This window comes from Mesorhizobium sp. B2-2-4 (assembly GCF_006442375.1).
GTDB lineage: Bacteria > Pseudomonadota > Alphaproteobacteria > Rhizobiales > Rhizobiaceae > Mesorhizobium.
Genome location: NZ_VFWB01000007.1, coordinates 337318 through 354162, shown reverse-complemented (window position 1 = coordinate 354162; position 16845 = coordinate 337318). Strand labels below are relative to the sequence as shown.

Here is a 16845-nt window from a genome sequence, read left to right as displayed (position 1 = left end):
TGACGATCCTACAGCCCCGCCTGCCCGTTTTTCCCCTTTGTTAACCCGCTTTGCTGTAGTTCTGGGATGAAGTCCCTGGCATCGGCGCGCGGGGATGCCAAACGGGGTGTAGGCAGTCATGAGGTCAGCGGCGGTCGACTACGCGCCGTCCCAAGCTGAGAGACGTAACTTTCAGCGCGTCCGGGTCAAGATATACGGGCGCTTCATGCTGGAAGACCGCACCGAACATCCTTGCCAGGTCGTCGATATGTCGCCGGGTAACGTCGCGTTTCGCACGGACCGCATCGGCATGCCCGGTGAAAAGGTCATCGCCTATGTCGACCATATCGGCCGCATAGAAGGCGTCGTCACCCGCACCTTGCAGGACGGTTTCGCAATGACGGTGATTGCGTCGGACCGCAAGAAGGACAAGCTCGCCGCGCAATTGACGTGGCTCGCCAACAAGCACGAGCTCGATCTGCCGGAAGACCGCCGCCACGAGCGCGTCGCCCCCCGCAACCCGACCAGCATCCTGCAGCTCACCGACGGCCGTCAGTACCAGTGCCGCATCATCGACCTGTCGCTCTCCGGCGCCGCGATCGAGATCGACGTCAAGCCGGCGATCGGCGTCCAGGTCATGCTCGGCACCATGCGCGGACAGATCGTGCGTCATTTCGAGGATGGCGTCGCCATCGAATTCGCCGTCATCCAGCGGCCTGAGACGCTCGATTCGGAATTCAACACGCCGCGCGCCTGAAGGCCGAACAGCGTTAAGATCAAAACCGGCCTTCGCGGCCGGTTTTTTTGTATTTCACGACAACGATTGACCACTCAAAAGTTTCAAATTTGATACCTATTCTAGGGACGTTTTACTCAATATCTACTGCGCGCTTTTGCGTCGAATAAATCCACCTGTGGCAATGTCTCCCTCGAACGGGGAGACAAAAACAATGAAGAAAACGAGAGGCAAGCTGTTGCTGATGGCAATGGCGATGCAGCTTTCCGCTTGGGGATCAGCATATGCCGCGGGACCGGCCTATATGCACACCGGCGGCCGCACCACACAGCCTGTCGGACACTATGAATTCTGCCAGCGCATACCGGGCGAATGCAGCGAGCGGACACCCAAGGGGGCGCCGGTCGAACTGACCCGCAAGCTGTGGGCGACGATCCTCAGCATCAACAATTCGGTCAATACCCGCGTCAAGCCGCGCACCGACATGGAAAACAACGGCGTCGAGGAATATTGGGCCTATCCCGACAATGGCTATGGCGATTGCGAGGACTACGCGCTGGAAAAGCGCCGCGAGCTGATGGACGCCGGCGTTCCGGCCGGCAACCTGTTGATGACGGTCGCGCGCCAGCCGAACGGTGACGGCCACGCGGTGCTGACCGTGCGCACCAGCCTCGGCGAATTCATCCTCGACAATCTGGAAACCAAGGTCCTGTCCTGGACGGACACCGACTACACCTACCTCAAGCGACAGTCGGATACCAATTCCGGCGTCTGGGTGACGATCAACGACGGCCGCGCCGACGCGGTCGCCAGCGTCCGCTGACGGCGTCGATCCATGGCGATCAACGCGCAGCGTTAGGGGACCGGCACGCGTGAACCAGAGACCAGGCGCTACGCATCAAGGCGATGCGCCTAAGGAGAAACCCGGTCGAGTCCCCACCCTCCCCGTCCCAACGACCGGGTCTAAGGAGCCGGCCCCGTCCCCGGGCCGGCTCCGCCATTTCTGGCCTAGACCTTCTTCAACCCCGCCTTGAAGCGCTTGCCGTTGGCGACATAGTGCGCGGCCGAGGCTCGCAGCCTCGCGATCGCCGTCTCGTCCAGCACCCTGATCGCCTTGGCCGGCGAGCCGACGATCAGCGAATTGTCCGGGAATTCCTTGCCTTCGGTGACCAGCGCGCCGGCGCCGACCAGCGAATTCTTGCCGATCCTGGCGCCGTTGAGCACGATTGCGCCCATGCCGATCAGGCTGTTGTCGCCAATGGTGCAGCCATGCAGCATGGCCCGGTGTCCAATCGTGCAGCCTTCGCCAATGGTCAGCGGGAAGCCGGGATCGGTGTGCATGACCGTGTGCTCCTGCACGTTGGTGTCGGCGCCGATCACGACAGGTTCATTGTCGCCGCGGATGACGACGCCGAACCAGAAGCCGGCATTGCGGCCGATGCTGATGTCGCCGATCAGCGTCGCATCGGGCGCGATCCAGTTTGAGCCCGCATCCGCGAAGTTCGGTTCGGTGCCATCGATCGCATAAAGCGGCATTTTCTGGTCTCCGATTCGTCTCAAGCCTGAAAGTCGAACGACCCTAGGTTGGCACCTCCCAACACGCAACGGCCACAAGAACGATGCCGAGCGCCAGCGTCCAGGCGACCGCCGTGCAGCCACAGGAAATCAGCGCCACCGACGAAATGCGACCGTCGCGGCGGGCGTCCAAGGCATCGTTGAGCAGCATGAACGGCCCGGCGCACGCGGTGGCGGCGAGCGAACGCAGTACGTGCGCGGAGGACACATAAGGCTCGGTGAACGCGACCTTGCGCCCGGCAACCAACTCCATCGCCGATCCGACCAGCCCGCAAGCCGTCAACCCGACAGGAAAAGCGAACGCAGTTAGCTCAACCGGGCCCATCTTTACCTTCCGTTTACCATGAAATCGCACAGTCGCTGGAAGGACTGCAAGAGCCGTGCCGTGCGATGCGTGCCGTCACGGGACAGGAATCCGGGGACAGAGATGAAGCAGGCAGCGATCGCCGACGACCCCCAATTCACCGTGGTCGATTCCACGCTGATGAAGCGGGTGTTCTACGCCTTCGCAGCACTCGCCCTGCTGTCGGTCGCAATCAGCCTGGGCGGCAAATGGTTCGGCCATTCGATCGCCATGGCCGGCTACACGGATGATGCGACGATGCGCAAGGTGGTGGTCGGCAACAATGTCATCGCCGTGCCTGCCAATTTTATCCGTTTCGAACAGGCGCGGCGCGACGGCATCGCCTCGCGGCTCGACCTCTATCTGCGCTATCCCCAGATGGATGGCTACAGCGAGGCCGCCCGCGGCGATTTCAACCACACGGGGCCAGCCAAAAGCATCGTCTTCCTGTCCTTCGAACCGCAAATGATGTCTCGCGACATGAGCGGACGTTTCGGGCCGATCTACAGCGCGCTGATCGTGCAGCCCGGCACGGCAGGTCCGGGCGGCACGACGATTTACGGTTTCAACGCGAAATCAGGTTACCTCAACGAGGTGCTCGTTGTCGGCAACCGGCCCGGCAAGGACCCATTCGTGGCCCGCTGCCTGAGCGGGCCGGCAGCAGAACAATCGCTGGCGCCTTGCGAGCGCGACATCCATGTCGGCGAGGATCTCAGCCTCACCTATCGCTTCCCGAAGGAATTTCTGGGGGATTGGCAGGCGCTTGACGCGGCAATCACCGCCGAGGCCGGGCGTGTCCTAAAGGCCGGACGTTGACGGGAAAGGCCGGTCGCGTTTGCGTCCGGCATCGCCATGGGATGCAAGGATCAGCCCAGATCGATGTCGAGGATCGCCATCGAGAAATTGTAGTCGCCGTCATCCTCGTCCTTGAAGACGATGCCGAGGAATTCGTCGCCGACATAGACTTCGGCCGAATCCTCCTTGCGCGGCCGTGCCTTGACCTCGAGCTTGGGGTTCTGGAAGACGCGCTTGAAATAGGCGTCCAGCTTTCTGATTTCGTCAGGCTTCAACAGTCTTCTCCAATCGTCGGGCTTGCTCGTTTGAAGGGCGCTTCTGACACGTCGACGATGGCCATGTAAAGGCAAGCTCGCCGTATTGCACGGCAATCGAAACCGCCGGCGCGAGCAGTGCGAAACTCCGCGACGCCCCTCAGTAAAACTAGATGTCGAAGCTGACGACCTGGTCCATCGTCTGCGACGGCAGAAGCTGGTCCATCTGGCGCGACGGCTGGTCGCAGCCGGTCTCGCCGACGACGCGAGCCGGCACGCCTGCGACCGTCTTGTTATGCGGCACCGGCGACAGCACCACCGAACCGGCGGCGATCTTAGAGCAATGGCCGATTTCGATGTTGCCGAGAATCTTGGCGCCGGCACCGATCAAGACGCCACGACGAATTTTGGGGTGGCGATCTCCGCCGGCCTTGCCGGTGCCGCCGAGCGTGACACCGTGCAGGATCGACACGTCGTCCTCGACGACCGCTGTCTCGCCGACGACCAGACCGGTGGCGTGGTCGATGAAGATGCCCTTGCCGATGCGGGCCGCCGGATTGATATCGGTCTGGAAGACCGAGGACGAACGGCTTTGCAGATAGAGCGCGAAATCCTTGCGCCCCTGGTTCCACAGCCAATGCGCCAGCCTGTGGGTCTGGATGGCGTGAAAACCCTTGAAGTAGAGCACCGGCATGATGAAGCGGTCGCAGGCCGGGTCGCGGTCGTAATAGGCCTGGATGTCGACACGCACGGTGGTCGGCCAGTCCTTGTCGTCGGCCAGCATCGACTTGAAGGTCTGGCGGATGAGATCGGAGCCTATGTCCTGGTGCGCCAACCGCTCGGCCAGCCGGTGGATGACCGCCTCCTCCAGGCTCTCCTGGTTGAGGATGGTCGAATAGAGGAAGGCGGCGAGCAGCGGGTCGCGATTGACCGCGTCCATCGCTTCGTCACGGATCGAGCGCCAGATCGGATCGACCGGCTGCAACGCGCTGTGTCGGGAAATGCTGATGCTGTTCATCGACGTCGTCCTGCCGCCTTGCCTAATATCGGGCCGCACATATAAGCCAGATCATAGCACGATTGAACTCAATTTTCCTTAGTGCTCTGTCAAATGGATTTGGTTCGCGGGAATTCAAGCCGGCATGGAAAATGAACTCTTGCTCGACAATGCCCTCAAACGCGAGCTTTCCGTCCTCTATGAGGGACGGGATCGCCACTACCACAACCTTGCCCATATCGAGGCGATGCTGGCGCTCGCCGGCGAGTACCAGAAGCTGCTCGGCGATCCCGAGGCCGTCGAGGCGGCGATCTGGTTCCACGACGCCGTCTATGACAGCCGGGCCAAGGACAACGAGGCGCAAAGCGCAGCGCTCGCGGAAAAAAAGCTCGCGGGCCGCATCGACGCCCAGCGCCTCGGCTGCATCTGCGCCATGATCCTTGCCACCGCAACACACCAGTTGCCGGACTTCGAAGACACGGCCGCGGTGCGTGACGCCGCTCTTTTCCTGGACATGGACCTGTCGATCCTCGGCGCAGCGCCGGATGCATTCGATGCCTATGAGCGCGCGATCCGCGCCGAATATCAATGGGTGGAGGAGCCGATATGGCGGGCCGGACGTGGCGCGGTGCTGAACAGCTTCCTGACACGCCCGCACATCTTCCACAGCGAGGAATTCCGCCGGCGCTTCGAGCAGCAGGCTAGGCTGAATCTCACCCGGTCGCTCGAAGCGCTGCAAAAACCGGCGTGATATCGGGCTTGTGCCTTTCGGTTTATCGGGCTCTTACGCCGGGTCAAAGCGGATTTTCGGCGTAGAATTCCAGCACACGCCGCTTGAAGGTCTTGTCGCCGACGGCCAGCATATGGTCACGGCCTTCGATGTGGAAAGCCTTGGCGTTGGGCATCAGTGCGGCAAGTTCGTCGGGCGAGCCGCCAATGTCATCGGTGGTGCCGACGGCGATCAGCGTCGGCTGGGCGATCCGGGCAATTTCATCCTCGCTCAGCAACTCGCGGGAGGTGGCGATGCAGGCCGCGAGCGCCCGGCGGTCGCTGCGAGTCTGGTCGGCGAAGGCGCGAAACGAACGGCCGCGGGGATGAGTGGTCTTGGCCGGATCGTCGGCAAGAAGGGCTGCCGCGATCGGATCCCAATCGCCGACGCCGTCGATCATGCCGATGCCGAGACCGCCGAAGACCAGCGTCGCCACCTTGTCGGGATCCGACAGCGCCAGGAATGCCGCTATCCTCGCGCCCATCGAATAGCCCATGACATGGGCGCGCCCGATGCCGAGATGATCGAGCAAAGCAGCCGCGTCCGAGGCCATCCGGGCCGGGGTGTAATCTGCCTCTTCGTAGCTTTTCGATGACGAGCCGTGGCCGCGATTGTCCAGCGCAATGGCGCGGTAGCCGTCATCGTTCAGCGTCTTGAACCAGCCGGGCGAAACCCAGTTGACGTAATGGCTGGAGGCAAAGCCATGGATCATCAGCACAGGATCGCCCCGGCCCGATTCCGGCTGGCGGTCGAGGAAGGCGATATCGAACCCGTCATGGGAAAAAAACTGCATCGGCTATACTGCCCGCGTCCTCAACCGCCACCGCCGTTCGGCGCATCGCCATTGTCCGATGGCGGCACCTCGGGGCCTGATATGGTGCCAACGGCCGGATGGCGCACCAGGTCGCCATAATCGATACCGTTCCTGGCGGCGGTGCCCGCCTTGAGCTCAAGCACGAAGCGCACCGGCACGCCGGGCGAAATCAGCGCCTGGGATTGCGGCTCGCCGTGCTTGACCGCCCGGATCTTGCCATCCTGGCCGATAAAAACCAGGTCAAGCGGCATCGGCGTGTTCTGCATCCAGAAGTTGACCTGCTGCTGCATGTCGAAGACGAACAACATGCCGTGATCGTCCGCCATGTCCTGGCGATACATCAAGCCGGCCTCGCGTTCAGCATCGGTGTCGGCGATTTCGATGGAAAAGGAGCGATCTCCGCCTTTCGTCGCCACGACCAGCGGCGTCGGGTCCACCGGCAGGGTCATCACCCGGCTGTCGGCCGCCGTCGGTGCAGGCAAATAGAAATAGGCGCCCGCGGCGACGATGACGGCAGCCAGGACGCACATTGCGCCCGCCGTCAGCCAGTTCCTATGTGTCATGCGAAAATCCTCGGCAACCGCCCTAATGCGCGACCGGCAAGGTTCCCATATCGGGGTGGATTTCGGCAGCCATAAGGCCTTTGTCGCCGCGCCCGAAGCGGACAAGCACGACCTGCCCCGGCCGAAGCTCGGTGATGCCGTAGCGACGCAAGGTTTCCATATGGACGAAGATGTCCTCGGTGCCCTCGCCCCGGGTCAGGAAACCAAACCCCTTGGTGCGGTTGAACCACTTCACCAAGGCACGTTCCAGCCCGCTTTCGGGTGTCACCGAGACATGGGTGCGCTGTTCCTGCATTTCCGCGGGATGGACCGCTGTGGTGACATCCATCGAGAGAACCCGGAAAGCCTGCAATCCGCGCTCGCCCTGCTTGACGAGGCAGACAACGCGCGCTCCCTCCAGAGCAGTCTGGAAACCATCCCGTCTAAGGCATGTCACATGGAGGAGGATGTCGCCTGAAACGCCGTCATCCGGGAGGATGAAGCCATAGCCCTTGGCTACATCGAACCACTTGATGGCGCCGGATATTTCGGTCAGATCGACGGCATCGCCGCCTTCGTCGCGCTTCATGGCGTCGCCAAGGGTTTCGGACCGCCCCGTCAAAGAGGCTTTTTCCCCCATAAGAATGCCCCCTTTTTTCAAGAACACCGCAACTGATTCTTGACACCAGATTAACACTGCGGCTTCCGGTGAGTGCAAGACCTGACGTGCCTTTTTTCACGGTTCATTATGCGAATACCGGATTTGTTCTTTGGCGGCGCCGGCAGCCGCCTGGGATTTGCCCTTTGGACGGCCCACCCCTATGTTGCGCCGCAACCCAACAAGTCGAGGAAATCACATGCGCTATCTGCACACCATGGTTCGCGTCGCCGACATCGATGCTTCGCTCGATTTCTACTGCAACAAGCTCGGCCTGAAGGAAGTGCGCCGCTACGAGAACGAGCAGGGCCGCTATACGCTGATCTTCCTGGCCGCGCCGGAAGACGAGCAAAGCGGCATCGACGAGAAAGCACCGCTGGTCGAGCTCACCTACAATTGGGACCCGGAAGACTACAAGGGCGGCCGCAATTTCGGCCACCTCGCCTATGAAGTCGACGACATATACGCCACCTGCCAGCGGCTGATGGACAGCGGTGTCACCATCCACCGGCCGCCGCGCGACGGCAACATGGCTTTCGTCAAGTCGCCGGACGGAATCTCGATCGAACTTCTGCAGAAAGGTCCGGCGAAGGCAAAGGCCGAACCGTGGGCGTCGATGCCGAACACCGGAAGCTGGTGATCGATCACCTTTTCGAGCGGTCGGCAGCCGGCCTATGGCGGCGGGCGAGCTTGCGCCTATCTATGCGGCGATAGCGCCCGCCTCGAAAGCGGGCACCGTTTCGTGCGTTTCACCCTCGGAGATCCCTTCATGACGATCAGCCATGCCGATGTCACCACCGCACATGCAAGCCGTTATCTGCAGCAATTGTGCAAACATTGGGCGCACAAATTCCCCGTGGAATTCGATCCCAATCATGGCGCCATCGACCTTTCGCTCGGCCGCACCATCATGGATGCCGATGGAGCTGCGCTGCACATCACCGTATCGAGCGACGACCCCGGCTCTATCGAACGCCTCGAAAGCGTCGTCGCCGACCACATCAAACGCTTTGCGTTTCGCGAGGAGCTGACGTTCGACTGGAAACGCGCCGAGGCGGCGTAGGCTCTTGTCTACGCATTACGGCAGGCATTAATCAGCCGCCGCCGGGCTTGCCGGCCATCTCCAGCAGCGCCAGCACCGAGCGCCAGTTGCGCGCAGTGCCCGGTACCTTCAGTACGCGTGGAATGAGATTGGCAAACACCGATTTGCCCAGTCCGTCGGGTGCATGCAGGTAAAGCACGTCGCCCTTGATCTCGAACCGCTCCGGACCCGTACATCTTTCGGCCAGCCGTGCCGCCTCCTCGGCGGTAGGCGCGCGCTCCAGCGCATACGCGTGCAGCTTTGTCGGCTCCTCGGCAATCTCCGGATAGGGATTTTCCCTGACCAGCCGTTCGACCCAGCCGAGATCGCGCACCATGATGCGCGAATGAAAACCCCATTTCTCCTCGAAAGCCGCTTCGATCTGTTTGGTCAGCGTGGCGGCGTCTCCCTCCTTCGCCCGGAACACCGCGTTGCCGCTCTGCACGTAGGTAGCGACATCGCAAAACCCGAGATCCTCCAAGAACGCCCGCAACTCGGCCATCCTGACGATGCGGTTGCCGCCGACATTGATGCCTGAAAACAGGGCGATGAAGACGTTTCCGCTCATATGATGAACCCGGCCAATGTCTCGTTGTCGGTGATATCCTGATACTGGACGCCTTCGGCCTCGAAATTCGCTTTCAGCAGGTCGAAATTGCGGCGATCCTTGGTTTCGATGCCGATCAGAACCGAGCCGAAATTGCGTGCCGACTTCTTCAGATATTCGAACCGGGCGATGTCGTCGTCCGGCCCCAGCATTTCAAGGAAGTCGCGCAGCGCGCCCGGCCGCTGCGGAAAGCGGATGATGAAGTATTTCTTCAGGCCCTCGAAGCGCAGTGCCCGTTCCTTGACGTCCGGCAGCCGTTCGAAATCGAAATTGCCGCCCGAAACCACCGCCACGATGGTCTTGCCGCGGATTTCCTTCCTGGAAAAATCCTTCAGCGCATCGATAGCCAGCGCGCCGGCCGGCTCCAGCACCACGCCCTCGACATTGAGCATCTCGATCATGGTCGCGCAGAGCCGGTTTTCCGGGATCAACCGCACCGTGTCGGCGGCGAAGTCCTTGAGGTGACGCAGGGGCTCACGGCCGATCTCGGCGACCGCCGCGCCGTCGACGAAATTATCGACCTTGGCGAGTTTGAGCCGTTTTCCCGCCGCAAGGCTCTCGCGCAGGCTTGGCGCCCCTGCCGGTTCGCAAAAGACGAAGCGCGCCTCACGCCCCTGATCGGCGAAGTAGTGCGTCACCCCTGCGGCCAGACCTCCGCCGCCGACCGGCAGCATGACGATGTCGGGCATGCCCGCGCCGGGCATCTGGTGGGCGATCTCATAGGCGACCGTCGCCTGTCCCTCGATGATGTCCTTGTGGTCGAAGGGCGGCACCATATGAGCGCCGGCGCTTTCGGTGAATTCGATGGCGGCGCGATAGCAATCGTCGAAGAAATCGCCGACGAGCCTGATCTCGACGAAGTCGCCGCCGAACAGCCGCGTCTTGTCGATCTTCTGCTGCGGCGTCGTCACCGGCATGAATACAACGCCCTTTTTACCGAAATGACGGCAGACGAAGGCGAAACCCTGCGCATGATTGCCGGCGGAAGCGCAGACGAACAGTTCGGCCTGATTGCCTTCGCCAAGTGCCTTGCGGAAGAAGTTGAAGGCGCCGCGGATCTTGTAGGAGCGCACCGGGCTCAGGTCCTCGCGCTTCAAAAGCACCCGCGCGCCGGTCTTCTTCGACAGATAGTCGTTCTCCTGCAGCGGCGTTTCCGGAAAGATCCGGCGGATCGCGGAAGCAGCGGTGGCAACACGGGAAGAGAAGCTGGTCATCGGAAAGCCACCTTGAACGCATGTCGTTTGAAAACGTCTATCATCGATTGGCTGCGGAACGCCCTTTTGTCGCGAGCCTTGCCGCCAAGCAACCCGATTCCGTCTATTGCACAGGCGACCCCGTGAAACCATTGCCCCGTCACTCATGTTCCCAAGCGGTCGGCATTTAGTGACGCATTTGCCGTTAGTTGGAGGCGATTGTTAATGTAATTCTTGAAATTCATGCGGGTGCCAAGCCCCGAAAGGGCCCGCCCTGATGCAGTCTGGCTTTCGTGCAACACTGCGGCGGCGGTCGCGAGACGCCGACCGCTTTTCGGCTGGGCACGACTTACTTCCGCCGCACTTGCGCTGTCGGGGGAGACTTGCGGAGGCGATTGGCCTTTTCGGGCCGGAGTGGAATTTCAGACGTGCCGTTGAAGACGATTTTTGCCATTGGCCTAGCCTTGCTTGTCGCGGGCTGCGCGGGACAGCAGACCCAGGAACTGCTCGGCAGCGCCATCGTGGCAGCGCCGGTGACCGAGATCGCCGGCAATCACAGCATCTTCATCGCCACCACGCGCAAGAAATCCGACGATCCGAACAAGGTCTTCGACGGCGAGCGATCGGCCACGCTGAACTACGCCCGCGTCAACGTCACCGTGCCCGGCATCCACCAGACCGGGCAGATCGAACGCCGCTCGCGCGGCAAGTCGAACGATCCGGCCAAGTATTTCATGGCCTCCGAGGTCGTCGGCTACGACACCCAGCCGAAATTCGCCAATGCGCTAAGTGCTGACATCGCGGCGCGCGGCGACCGCGTCATGGTCTTCGTCCATGGCTACAACACCGGCTTTGACGACGCCGTTTACCGCCTGACCCAGATCGTCCACGATTCCGGCTATCCCGGCACACCCGTGCTGTTTTCCTGGGCATCCGGCGCCAAGACCACCGACTATGTCTACGACAAGGAAAGCGCCAGCGCCGCGCGCGACCAGCTCGAGGTGACGTTGCGCATGCTGGCGCAGACCGGCGCGCGGCGCATCGACATCGTCGCCCATTCAATGGGAACCTGGGTGACCATGGAGACGCTGCGCCAGCTCGCCATCACCGGCGACCGTGATCTCGGCGGCAAGCTCGGCGACGTCGTGCTCGCATCGCCCGACATCGATGTCGACGTGTTCAAGAGCCAGATGCGCCGCTATGGCAAACCCAACAAGCCGTTCATCCTGTTGTTGTCCGATGATGACCGCGCGCTCCGGCTCTCCGGTCTGATTGCCGGCGCGCGGCCGCGCGTCGGCGACTACAAGGACGCCGCCGACCTTGCATCCTACGGCGTAACGGTCGTCGACCTCTCCAAGATCAAGGGAGCGGACAGTTTCAACCATACGAAATTCGCCGACAATCCCGCGCTGGTGAAGATGATCGGCCAACGGCTGCGCGAAGACGATGGATTTGCCAGCGACCGCGACGTGACCGACCGCATCAGCCTGCTCGGCCAATAGATGCATCGCCGCGGGTTCGCGTGGCCCGCTCGGCCTTGCGACAGAGTCGACCAACTTTGAACTGGACCGCGCCGGCCTCTGGCCTTATCGAAATATCCAGCGACGTCACGCGTTTGACGTCCTCCTTTGCGGGAGCCGGCGTGTGACGGTGCATTCGAAGAGTTTCGTCGTCATTGCGTTCACGCTGCTGGTCGCAGGCTGCGCCGGCCGAAACACGCACGATCTGCTGAACAGGACGACGGTTGCCGTACCCGCGTCCGACATCGCGGCCACCCACGAGATATTCGTCGCCACCACCCGCCAGAAGGCGACCAAGGACCCGCGGCAGGTGTTCGACGGCGATCGCTCCTTGACCACCAGCTTCGCCCGGGTCGACGTCACCGTGCCGAAAAGTCACAAGGTCGGCATGATCGAGCGTGTCCGGGGGTCTGCCAACAGCAATCCAGCCAAGGATTTCACCGCCAGGGATGTCGCGTTCTACGCGGATGCGCCGCAATTCGCCAAGGCGGTCGGTGCCGACATCGCCATGCGCGGCGACCGTGCGCTGGTTTTCGTGCACGGGTTCAACAATGGTTTCGACGACGGCATCTACCGGCTGACGCAGATCGCGCACGACACGAAATATCCGGGCACGCCGGTGCTGTTCTCCTGGGCCTCGAGCGGCAAGACGACGGGCTACATCTATGACAAGGAGAGCGCCAACGCGGCGCGTGACGACCTCGAGGCAACGCTCAGGATGCTGGCCAAGACGCGGGCCAAGAGTATCGACATCGTTGCCCATTCGATGGGAACATGGGTGACCATGGAGGCGCTGCGCCAGCTTGCCATCACCGGCGACCGCGATCTCGACGGCAAGCTCGGTTATGTCGTCCTGGCCTCGCCCGACATCGACGTCGACGTGTTCAAGAAACAGATGATCCGCTACGGCAAGCCGGACAAACCGTTCGCCATCCTGCTTTCAGCGGACGACCGGGCGCTCAAACTGTCTTCCCTGATCTCGGGCGACAAGCCCCGCGTCGGCGACTATGGCGACGCGGCCGATCTCGCCAGCTATGGCGTGTCTGTGGTCGATCTCAGCCAGACCAAGGGTGGCGACCGGCTGAACCACGCCAAATTCGCCGACAATCCGATCCTGGTTCAGTTGCTCGGCGACCGGCTGCGGGCCCCGGCCGGCCTGGCGTCGGACGAACCTCCAGTGCAGCTCAATAATCTCGGCCAAGGCCTCGGCAAGGCCGTCGGCTCGGTTGCCGAGATCGTCATCACCACGCCGTTCAAGGTGCTGACGATCGCCACCGGCGGATGAGCGAAGCGACCGCAACTGCTCTTATACGAAGAGGTCGACCTTCTGGAAGGTCGTCACGTCGATCAGGCCGACATCGGAAATCCTGAGCTCCGGAATGACGACCAGCGCCAGCAGCGAGTGCTGCATGTAGGCGTTGTTCAGCGAGCAGCCCATCTGGCGCATGGCCTCGGTCAGTTTGTCGGCCTTGGCCGCGACGATTTCGGCCCGCTCGTCCGACATCAGCCCGGCGATCGGCATTTCGACCAGTGCCAGTTCCTTACCCTTGGAAAACAGCACGACGCCGCCACCGACCTCGCCCAGCCGGTTGACCGCAAGCGCCATATCCCGCTTGTTGGTGCCAACGACGATGATGTGGTGGGCATCATGCGCCACGCTCGACGCCATCGCGCAATCGCCGATGTAGCCGAAGCCGGAGACAAAGGCATTGGTGACGCCGCCGGTACCCTTGTGACGCTCGACCAGCGCGATCTGGCAGACGTCGTTGCGGCGATCCATGGCGACCAGCCCGTCCTCGACGGCGAGATCCGCTTCCAGCGCCCGCGTCGGTGCCTGATTTTCGATGACCCCGATGACCCGGACCCGGACTTCGTTCGCGCCCTTGGGTACCGTGATGTCGAAATCGTGGGCCTTCAGCTTCTTGCCGAGCTTGACGGTGTTCTTCGCCGCCTTGGGATAGTCGTAGACCGGAATGTCGATGTCGAGCTTGCCGGCCTTGGCCAGCCTGACGCCACGCGCATAGACCTCGTCGATGGTCATTTCGGCGAGATCCGAGACGATTAAAAGGTCAGCCAGCCGCCCCGGCGCGATCGATCCGATCTCGCGCTCCAGCCGGAAATGCTGAGCGGTGTTGAGCGTCGCCATCTGGATCGCGGTCACCGGTTTCAAGCCCTGGCTGATGGCGTGGCGGACCACGCGGTCCATATGCCCCTGGTGAACCAAGGTGCCGGAATGGCTGTCGTCGGTGCACAGCATGAAATTGCGCGGATCGATGCCGCCCTCGGTAACCGCCTTGATCTGCGAGGCGACGTCGTACCAGGCCGAGCCCAGCCGAAGCATCGCCTTCATACCCTGGCGCACGCGGGCGATGGCATCTTCGGCGCGCGTGCCCTCATGGTCGTCCTCCGGGCCGCCGGCGACATAGCCATGGAACGGCAGGCCGAGATCGCGCGAGGCATAGTGCCCGCCGACGGTCTTGCCGGCTTTCACGGTCGCGGCGATCTCGCCCGACATCACAGGATCGTTGGCGGCTACGCCAGGGAAATTCATCACCTCGCCCAGCCCGATGATATTTTCCCAGCCCATCGCCTCGGCGACGTCGGCGACCGTCAGTTCGGCGCCGGCATGTTCGAGCCCGGGGGCCGAGGGCACGCAGGACGGCATCTGGACATGCACGTTGATCGGCATGGCGACGGCCTCGTCATGCATCAGCCGCACGCCGGGCAGGCCGAGCACATTGGCGATCTCGTGCGGATCGATAAACATCGAAGTCGTGCCGTGCGGGATCACCGCGCGGCAGAATTCGGTCACCGTCACCATGCCGCTCTCGACATGCATGTGCGCGTCGCAAAGGCCGGGCACCAGATAGCGCCCGCCGGCATCGACCACCTTGGTGCCCTGCCCGATGGCATGGCCGGCGTTCGGACCGCAATAGGCGAAGCGGCCGCCGGCAATAGCGATGTCGGTGCCGGCTACGATCTCGCCGGAGTGAACATTGACCCAGCGCCCGTTGCGGATGACGAGATCGGCGGGTTTCCTGCCCATGGCGACATCGACCAGATGCGTTGCCATTTCAGTCCATGGTCTGGGTTTGCTGCCCGACGGCGTGTTCGCCATGAAGCGACTCCTGTTTGCCCGACTGTGCCAAGCCGCCACGGTTTTGACCAGCCTCACACTTTCTCCCGATTGTTCCAAGACCGACGGAGAGCGTAAATCGGCCGCACAGAAATGCGATTCCGTTTTGCCGCAAATCGGGTTACCGTGCCTGCCAGGATCTTCCAGCTCTTCGTTCGGGCAGTTCGATGCGTCGCCTAATGCTTGCAACTGTCGGTTTTCTTGCCGCTCTGGCCGCACCGGCTTTCGCAGCCGAACCTGTGGCCGATGTGCCGATGACCGCGCCCGGTTTCGACTGGACCGGCTACTATGCCGGCCTGCAAGGCGGTTATGGCTGGGGCAGTTCCGATGTCTCGGGAACCGAGGGCGAGCCGTTTGCCGCCTCGCCAGACCTCGACGGCGGTTTCGTCGGTGGCCATGTCGCCGGTCTGTGGCAATTCGACCAGGCTGTGCTCGGCGCCGAAGCAGAGCTTAACTATTCCTCGGCAAAGGGCGCCGAAGAACTGGGTGCGGGAAATCTGCTCGGCACGGATGTCAAGTGGTTCGGTTCCATCAATGCCAAGGCCGGCTATGCGATGGATCGGTTCCTGATCTACGGCATCGGCGGCGTCGCCTTTGCCGGCATCGAAACCTCCCAAGATGCCGGTACCTCGTTCGACAACACGCGAACCAGCATAGGCTGGACGGTTGGGGCCGGCGTCGACTATGCGCTGACCGACAGGTTCGTCGTCGCGGCGCAGTATCGCTACTATGATTTCAGCAAGGAGCATTTCGATGCGCCGGACGATTTTCTCGATCGCGACCAGAATGTGAAGCTGAATACGGTCGGCATCAATCTGAGCTACAAGTTCTGAGCCCCATCGCCGCGCCCGGTCACCGGGCAGGATCATGCTCGATCTCGCATGGTCCGCGACGGCAATTCTACGGCAATTCCAAGGACTGAGGGGCCGGCGTCCCCAGTGGGCGGGGGGATGGGTTGGGCCTGGTAGACGCCGGCCTCGACGGATCAGATCCGCCGCGCAGACACCGTATCATTGCCTGCGGCGCGCGGAATTGCGTGATCGCACCAGTATCACCATGCCCGCTTGTCTGAACGTCACCGGCGCAGCACTTGATGCCGCGTGCCGTTTATGATCCTGCCCTCGCACGCAGGCGCGCGTCCGCCATCGCAGTACCCGCGCCCGATCGCGCAGTGAACACTCAAAGAATTGCATCGAGAAAAGAGCCATCGAACCCGCAAGTGCGGACGAAGGTCCAAGAACATCAGCAAGACCTTGGTCCGAATACCTACAGCAGAGGTCCGATCAGCTCTCCTGCAAGGAACGTACTCGCATTCCTTTCATTTGTTGAACGGGTGCAGCAATGGTCCTTCATGTGCCCACGAGAGCAGGGACACAATCATTTGCACCCTCAACCCCCTGCTCAGTTCGCAGGCAGAAAGCTCAAATCGAGATCTCGTGCGGCTTGAGCTGTCGTGAAACTACCCCGAGGGATCTGGAATGGAGAAACACTTATGAAAGCGATTTTTCTGACAAGTGCCATGGCGCTCGTTTTCGTTGCAATGCCGGTTGTCGCTTCGGCGGCAGAAGCCGACGTCGTCATCAAAACCCATCGCCATCATCACCGTCACGTGGCAGTGATCAACGATCAGGGCCATCGCCTCCATCATCGGCGCCATGGCACGGTGGCTTTCTATGACCAAGGTCGCCGGCATCATCGCCGCGACACCGTCGTCATAACGGGCTCAACTGAACGCCGTCACCACCGGCGTCACCCAGTGGTGATCTACGACAGCAACGACTAATATTGTGCAATCCGGCCCGGCTGATCGCCAACCCTGCCGGGCCGTGCCCGCGAGCGGCGGACC

General features: G+C 62.1%; 20 protein-coding genes. 10 read left to right on the top strand and 10 right to left on the bottom strand.

What is annotated here, in order from left to right:
• The first annotated feature begins 118 nt into the window (after positions 1–118).
• Both FJ959_RS20375 and FJ959_RS20370 read left to right on the top strand, forming a co-directional pair.
• A complete protein-coding gene (locus tag FJ959_RS20375) occupies positions 119–736 on the top strand; it encodes a PilZ domain-containing protein (protein WP_140493689.1) in 618 nt (205 codons plus the stop codon).
• Between the two features lie 193 nt (positions 737–929).
• Positions 930–1538, top strand: coding sequence for a transglutaminase-like cysteine peptidase (locus FJ959_RS20370; RefSeq protein WP_140517647.1), 609 nt, complete (start codon positions 930–932; stop codon positions 1536–1538).
• 185 nt (positions 1539–1723) lie between these two features.
• Here FJ959_RS20370 and FJ959_RS20365 read toward each other — a convergent pair whose 3' ends face one another.
• Both FJ959_RS20365 and FJ959_RS20360 read right to left on the bottom strand, forming a co-directional pair.
• Positions 1724–2251 carry a gamma carbonic anhydrase family protein gene (locus FJ959_RS20365; protein ID WP_140517648.1) on the bottom strand — a complete coding sequence of 176 codons (528 nt, stop codon included), beginning with the start codon at positions 2249–2251 and terminating at the stop codon, positions 1724–1726.
• Between the two features lie 43 nt (positions 2252–2294).
• Positions 2295–2615, bottom strand: coding sequence for a hypothetical protein (locus FJ959_RS20360; RefSeq protein ID WP_140564634.1), 321 nt, complete (start codon positions 2613–2615; stop codon positions 2295–2297).
• Between the two features lie 102 nt (positions 2616–2717).
• Here FJ959_RS20360 and FJ959_RS20355 point away from each other — a divergent pair, with 102 nt between their 5' ends.
• The gene (locus tag FJ959_RS20355) at positions 2718–3449 is read left to right on the top strand and encodes a hypothetical protein (RefSeq protein ID WP_140517650.1); all 732 of its coding nucleotides are present in this window, start codon (positions 2718–2720) and stop codon (positions 3447–3449) included.
• A gap of 50 nt (positions 3450–3499) precedes the next feature.
• Here the strand turns inward: FJ959_RS20355 and FJ959_RS20350 are convergent, their stop codons facing one another.
• Both FJ959_RS20350 and cysE read right to left on the bottom strand, forming a co-directional pair.
• A complete protein-coding gene (locus tag FJ959_RS20350; RefSeq protein WP_019857879.1) occupies positions 3500–3703 on the bottom strand; it encodes a DUF3126 family protein in 204 nt (67 codons plus the stop codon).
• A gap of 148 nt (positions 3704–3851) precedes the next feature.
• Complete coding sequence (gene cysE / locus FJ959_RS20345; protein WP_140522109.1) at positions 3852–4700, bottom strand: serine O-acetyltransferase; 849 nt, start codon at positions 4698–4700, stop codon at positions 3852–3854.
• A 124-nt stretch (positions 4701–4824) separates the two neighbouring features.
• Here cysE and FJ959_RS20340 point away from each other — a divergent pair, with 124 nt between their 5' ends.
• The gene (locus FJ959_RS20340; RefSeq protein WP_140631701.1) at positions 4825–5430 is read left to right on the top strand and encodes a hypothetical protein; all 606 of its coding nucleotides are present in this window, start codon (positions 4825–4827) and stop codon (positions 5428–5430) included.
• Between the two features lie 43 nt (positions 5431–5473).
• On the opposite strand, the gene FJ959_RS20335 is transcribed toward FJ959_RS20340, so the two are convergent.
• From FJ959_RS20335 to FJ959_RS20325, 3 genes are read right to left on the bottom strand one after another with little or no spacing between them, the layout of a single operon-like run.
• Positions 5474–6241 carry an alpha/beta hydrolase gene (locus tag FJ959_RS20335; protein WP_140558495.1) on the bottom strand — a complete coding sequence of 256 codons (768 nt, stop codon included), beginning with the start codon at positions 6239–6241 and terminating at the stop codon, positions 5474–5476.
• A gap of 20 nt (positions 6242–6261) precedes the next feature.
• Positions 6262–6825 carry a DUF192 domain-containing protein gene (locus FJ959_RS20330; protein ID WP_140522103.1) on the bottom strand — a complete coding sequence of 188 codons (564 nt, stop codon included), beginning with the start codon at positions 6823–6825 and terminating at the stop codon, positions 6262–6264.
• A gap of 22 nt (positions 6826–6847) precedes the next feature.
• Positions 6848–7393, bottom strand: a complete 546-nt coding sequence (locus tag FJ959_RS20325; protein WP_181165163.1) for a cold-shock protein — start codon at positions 7391–7393, stop codon at positions 6848–6850.
• Between the two features lie 268 nt (positions 7394–7661).
• On the opposite strand from FJ959_RS20325, the gene gloA reads away from it, so the two are divergent.
• Positions 7662–8102 (top strand): lactoylglutathione lyase, encoded by a 441-nt coding sequence (gloA, locus tag FJ959_RS20320; RefSeq protein ID WP_140558496.1) that lies wholly within the window; start codon positions 7662–7664, stop codon positions 8100–8102.
• 129 nt (positions 8103–8231) lie between these two features.
• Positions 8232–8525 carry a DUF2218 domain-containing protein gene (locus FJ959_RS20315; protein WP_140522099.1) on the top strand — a complete coding sequence of 98 codons (294 nt, stop codon included), beginning with the start codon at positions 8232–8234 and terminating at the stop codon, positions 8523–8525.
• Between the two features lie 31 nt (positions 8526–8556).
• On the opposite strand, the gene FJ959_RS20310 is transcribed toward FJ959_RS20315, so the two are convergent.
• Both FJ959_RS20310 and ilvA read right to left on the bottom strand, forming a co-directional pair.
• Positions 8557–9111 (bottom strand): DUF1697 domain-containing protein, encoded by a 555-nt coding sequence (locus FJ959_RS20310; protein ID WP_140522097.1) that lies wholly within the window; start codon positions 9109–9111, stop codon positions 8557–8559.
• A complete protein-coding gene (gene ilvA / locus FJ959_RS20305; RefSeq protein WP_140493713.1) occupies positions 9108–10364 on the bottom strand; it encodes a threonine ammonia-lyase IlvA in 1257 nt (418 codons plus the stop codon). Before ilvA ends, FJ959_RS20310 begins: the two co-directional genes overlap by 4 nt.
• A 407-nt stretch (positions 10365–10771) precedes the next feature.
• Between ilvA and FJ959_RS20300 the strand changes: the two genes are divergently transcribed.
• Complete coding sequence (locus tag FJ959_RS20300; RefSeq protein ID WP_140493715.1) at positions 10772–11845, top strand: alpha/beta hydrolase; 1074 nt, start codon at positions 10772–10774, stop codon at positions 11843–11845.
• Positions 11846–11987: 142 nt separating this feature from the next.
• The gene (locus FJ959_RS20295; protein ID WP_140631698.1) at positions 11988–13148 is read left to right on the top strand and encodes an alpha/beta hydrolase; all 1161 of its coding nucleotides are present in this window, start codon (positions 11988–11990) and stop codon (positions 13146–13148) included.
• 21 nt (positions 13149–13169) lie between these two features.
• Here the strand turns inward: FJ959_RS20295 and ade are convergent, their stop codons facing one another.
• Positions 13170–14981, bottom strand: a complete 1812-nt coding sequence (ade, locus tag FJ959_RS20290; protein ID WP_140631696.1) for an adenine deaminase — start codon at positions 14979–14981, stop codon at positions 13170–13172.
• Between the two features lie 185 nt (positions 14982–15166).
• On the opposite strand from ade, the gene FJ959_RS20285 reads away from it, so the two are divergent.
• Positions 15167–15832, top strand: coding sequence for an outer membrane protein (locus FJ959_RS20285; RefSeq protein WP_140631693.1), 666 nt, complete (start codon positions 15167–15169; stop codon positions 15830–15832).
• Between the two features lie 659 nt (positions 15833–16491).
• Positions 16492–16782 carry a hypothetical protein gene (locus tag FJ959_RS20280; RefSeq protein WP_140558505.1) on the top strand — a complete coding sequence of 97 codons (291 nt, stop codon included), beginning with the start codon at positions 16492–16494 and terminating at the stop codon, positions 16780–16782.
• Positions 16783–16845 lie beyond the last annotated feature (63 nt).